At 41.4% G+C, this 4523-nt stretch carries 3 protein-coding genes; 2 read left to right on the forward strand and 1 reads right to left on the reverse strand.

Annotation, left to right across the window (positions count from 1 at the left end; genetic code table 11):
* Positions 1-894: 894 nt before the first annotated feature.
* Positions 895-2697, reverse strand: coding sequence for a S53 family peptidase (locus FD47_RS13740; RefSeq protein ID WP_225353010.1), 1803 nt, complete (start codon positions 2695-2697; stop codon positions 895-897).
* A gap of 383 nt (positions 2698-3080) precedes the next feature.
* On the opposite strand from FD47_RS13740, the gene FD47_RS13745 reads away from it, so the two are divergent.
* Both FD47_RS13745 and FD47_RS13750 read left to right on the forward strand, forming a co-directional pair.
* Positions 3081-3509, forward strand: coding sequence for a YjdF family protein (locus FD47_RS13745; RefSeq protein ID WP_054736574.1), 429 nt, complete (start codon positions 3081-3083; stop codon positions 3507-3509).
* Positions 3510-3709: 200 nt separating this feature from the next.
* Positions 3710-4507 (forward strand): alpha/beta fold hydrolase, encoded by a 798-nt coding sequence (locus FD47_RS13750; protein WP_056980805.1) that lies wholly within the window; start codon positions 3710-3712, stop codon positions 4505-4507.
* The last annotated feature ends 16 nt before the right edge of the window (positions 4508-4523 follow it).

Here is a 4523-nt window from a genome sequence, read left to right on the forward strand (position 1 = left end):
TGAAATAAAGTTTTCAGACGGACCCTAGTTTCAGAATGGTTTTTCAGCAAGCTCGATCTGCCGTTCTGTTCCTCCTCACTATTAGTTTTGAATCATTCATGATTCACTTAAACCATAGTGTGCTTATGAAAATCATACCACGACAGCGTCACGACAATAACCCGACAGTTGGAAAATCAAGGATAAGGCCGGTTAAATCTACTTAAGTTTTAGAGGTTCGCGAACCATCTCAGCGGTGGTTTTTATGGGCGCGTTTATTTCGTATAATTTTTTGCTTCAAAATCAGCGGCTGGCATCTGTCTTCAGATGGAATCCGTTCAACATGATTAATTTGACCAAGAAGTATTATAATGCGTCGATGGTGCAGTCGACTTATTTAACTAATATGCAGCTGACCTTGGGGACCGATTGCTTATAGCTTTGTGCTACTGATTGCCGGCTACCTCATATTTCGCAAGAAGCNGTTTTAGTCCAGTAACGGTTTTCATTTTGCCAGCACGACGTTAGATGGAACTGGGCGCGACTCCGCTTGAATGCTGGTATCCTGAGGTGAATAAAGCCCAACGCCGATCTGTGTATAACTTGAATTTGCAAGCAATTCGACCATCGACTTAATGAGTATTTCAAGGTCAGCTGCGATCCGATCGACAAATTTGTTGCCGGTTTTTTCTGAGTTATGGCTGGTATCTTCAAATCAGTCCGGACTATATGTATCCGAATCACTTTTGGTAAGCTTAAGATTATTTAGGAACAGGGTCAGACCGAATTCCTGAAAAACGCTGGATCAGAGCATTGAATTTGTCTTAATGACTCACAAATGGTGAAGAATTCGAGAAAATTAGGATACCCCCAAAGTCAAAGCTTTAGCTTTGAGGGTATCTTTTACGAGTAATATTATTTGTATGACTTGACTAGTTTGTTAAAGTTGGTAATTCCTAACCCAGTTGCCTGATTATACACTGTTCCTGGTTGGCCAACAAAGTACAGGTTTGAATTATTGGTGGTACTGTTTAGGGGCGTAAACGGTGAATCGGCTTGTTGTGCCAATTGATAAATCTGAGGATTCCAGAATCCCATTCGTTTCCGGCCGGGCTGGCTGTTAATTAACGCCACCATCGCTGCATACTGTGGTGAAGCAATGCTAGTGCCGCTAGCACCGCCCCAAACTTGCCTTGGATTTCTTGCGCTTTTCTGATAGATATAGTAGCCCGTAGCAGGATCAGCGTCTGCAGAAATGTCTGGGTAGTTTCTACCCCAGTTGGTTCCATGTACAAGCACCGGGTCAACTGAAGGCTGGTTTAACGCTGACAAATAGTTTCGAGCGGCAAAGGTATTAACGCCCGGGACATTTAGCTGATAAGTTGGCGTGTTGTATTGGTGACTAAAACCACCTGTGCTTCCTGCTGAGTTAGATAACAGGATGAACGGATTGTTTTGAAGAGCACTGGGGTGCTTTTGCAAAAGGGGCCAGACATAATCAGATCCCCAAGCCCGCTCTTTAGTATTCACGACCCTACCAAATTTGGTTTTAACGTTGAACGGCAGGGTAGTTCCTCCGACAGAAGTGATGAATGGATTGCTGTCAAAGAAATCCGAAGAAACTAAGGTGCGATCAAAAAATAATCGATTTTTAATAACTGATTTAACCATATAGTTGTAACCGCCCGCATCCCCTGAAGCCGTGAAGTTAGAGATTCCTTGAATTGCCCCCTGAGCTAGCACCAGGGATAATAATTGTCGGTACTGTGGGGTTAGCAGTTGCCGATGACGTAAAATTCGAATTAACCCACTATCTAGTAGCCCCCAACTATTGGTAGTACTGCTAACAACATTATCATTAAATGCTTGTTCATAGGCATCTACAAAGTTCGTTAGGGTTGGATTGGGGGTATTAATCAAGTAAACTTTAACATTTGCCTTTGGTGCGATTGATCCGGCATATTCAGTATCCATGGTTGTTTCACTTGAACTACGAACGGTTTTCTTTGGTTCATAAAATGGTGAACGGACATTTTTGATTTGAAGTCGATTATGATTGGTTGCAGCTTTTTCATGTTGCCAGAATTTAAGAACGTTTTGTTTTTCAACGCCTTCAAAAGCAATGATTCCGACTGTTTGCCCCTTTCCGGTTAATCCGGCCTTATATAATGGTGTTACATGATAGTGAGTGGTGAACTGATTGGTGAAGCCGCTTAGATGTCGCTGTCCTTTTTCTGGGCGCCGAACAAATGGCAGTAAAGTATTCAGCCCTACATAATAGCGACTGTGATCAGTTAAGCCAATAACTGTTACTACAGACTTGATTAATTGGTTGGAAATTTTAGGCGCTTTAGCACCAAACTGAAGGGGATTCTGATGGTATTGTGCAGTCGTGAAGTTGAAATGGAAGACATGTTCGATCATACGCGCCTTGCCAGAAGCCTGGATGATTAACCGATTCTTAAAAACCCGAGACTTTAATGAATGCCGCTTAAGAAATCGTTGCCATTGAGAAATGGTTCCTTGTGAGGCTCCAAACTGCTTACCAAATTCATTTGGCGTTAAATAGTGTTTGAATTTGGGATTACCCGGTGTATTAATTTCAATTGCATTTTTTTGAACACTAAAGGTGTTAGGTGACTTTAAAATAATATCAAACTGTTCAATCTGATTAGGTTTAACGGGAGTTGCTTTTAAGTTTTTTGCAGTGGTCATCATTTTGTAAACCCCTGGGACATTTATTGACTGTAACGACTGTGGATTGACATGTTCACTAGCTTGGACTGTCATTTCTTCAATCCCTACAAAGGCTGATATTAACACAATTATTGGCATGACTATTTTTCTGATTTTCATTTCCCTCACCTCTAGGGACATTATAGTTCAGTGGTGATCATCATCACCAGCTGGATCCTATATTTTCAACTAGATTAATTCATATGTTCCGCCGCATGGTCTTTACCAACCATATTTGGTAAACTTAATCTGAAAAGTAAAAACACAGTTCCGGTTGGTAGTCCGGACACGGTGGTCAATCACCTCAGTATCCTTCCTCCTAGGTCGTCCGGCTTTTCGCAACAACTTATAGGAGGATCTATCACATGGTAAAAATTCAAAGTCAGTTGACAATTGTGTTTGACCCACCGTTTTACAAAGGAATCTTTGAAAGACGGACGGCTGGCAGTTACGAAGTTGCTCAGATTGTGTTTGGCCCCTCGGAACCTAAAACGCCGGCTATTAGTGACCTGATAAAGAATGGCTGGGCGAAAGTTCATTTTTATGGCGCTGATCCTGGTTCAAAAACCGCGTTGGCCGGAAAAACGAAGGTTAACCCGAAGCGACTGCAACGATTAGCTCGCAAAGCGGTGACGGTCAACACGAACACAAAGGCTCAGACGGCGTTAAATGTACAGTTCGAAAAGGCAAAGGCGCATCGAAAGCGGAATCGTTCCGTGGAGAAGGCCAATGCAGAGGAGAACCGATATTTGCACCGAAGAGCTAAGCGACTCGCAAAGCACAAGGGTCACTGATTTCAAACAACAGATAGATGGTGAGGTTGCGGAAGTGCAGCCTTTTTCTTTTTGGAAAATGGTGCTAATCGAAAATGAGGTTAGGTTTATTGTAAGGCGTTAATTAGTTGAATTGAGGGGGCAGTAAAGTAACTTTGGTATATACTTTGATGGAAGTGATTTAATGGTTTAACGCTTTAATCGGAAAGGAAGATGTCAATTTGAATCAACTCCGTATACTTTCAAAGATTTCGTACATAGTTCATGGGAAAGGGCAACCTATCGTATTTCTTCACGGATTGGGACTTGATAGTCATTCTACCGAGTTGCTTTTCGAACCTATACTTCGGGATAGCGACTTTCAGCGAATTTACTTAGATCTACCTGGGATGGGCAAAAGCGCCTCAGATGTATTCCCCAGTAGTAACAACATTCTAAGATTACTCATTGAAGTAATTAGGAAAATTGTGGGGTCACAGCAGTTTATTTTGTACGGACATTCATTTGGTGGATATTTGGCGCAGGGGATCGCACTTAATTTAAAAGAGCAAGTAGCTGGCATGTTTTTAACTGCTCCTGTAATTACAGCCAATAGTTCGAAACGCAGAGTCGGAGAGCATGTCAATATATCTCAAACAAATTTGAATCCTGTTAGCAATTCGGAATATTTTGAAGACTTTTTGAGTATGGGAGTTATGATTAATCAACAGAGTTGGGAACTTTATCAGAAATTGATTATTCCCGGTCTTACACATGCTGATCAGTCTTTTTTAAGTAGACTTGCAGGAGAATATTCGCTCTCTATTGAACAAAAGCTAAAAAATGCCACCTATGAATTTTCGTTAGAAATCCTTGTAGGAAAAAACGATCAAGTAGTTGGTTATCAAGAGCAGGCAATTATAGGGCTGAAAAATGCTAATTGTGGCTTCGTTCTCTTAAATAAAGCCGGACATAACTTGATGATTGACCAACTTGAATTAGTTTGTCTTCATTTCAAAGTATTTGAGGCTGGGACATAAGTCCCGCCCATAAATA

This window comes from Lentilactobacillus parafarraginis DSM 18390 = JCM 14109 (assembly GCF_001435895.1).
GTDB classification, from domain to species: Bacteria; Bacillota; Bacilli; order Lactobacillales; family Lactobacillaceae; genus Lentilactobacillus; species Lentilactobacillus parafarraginis.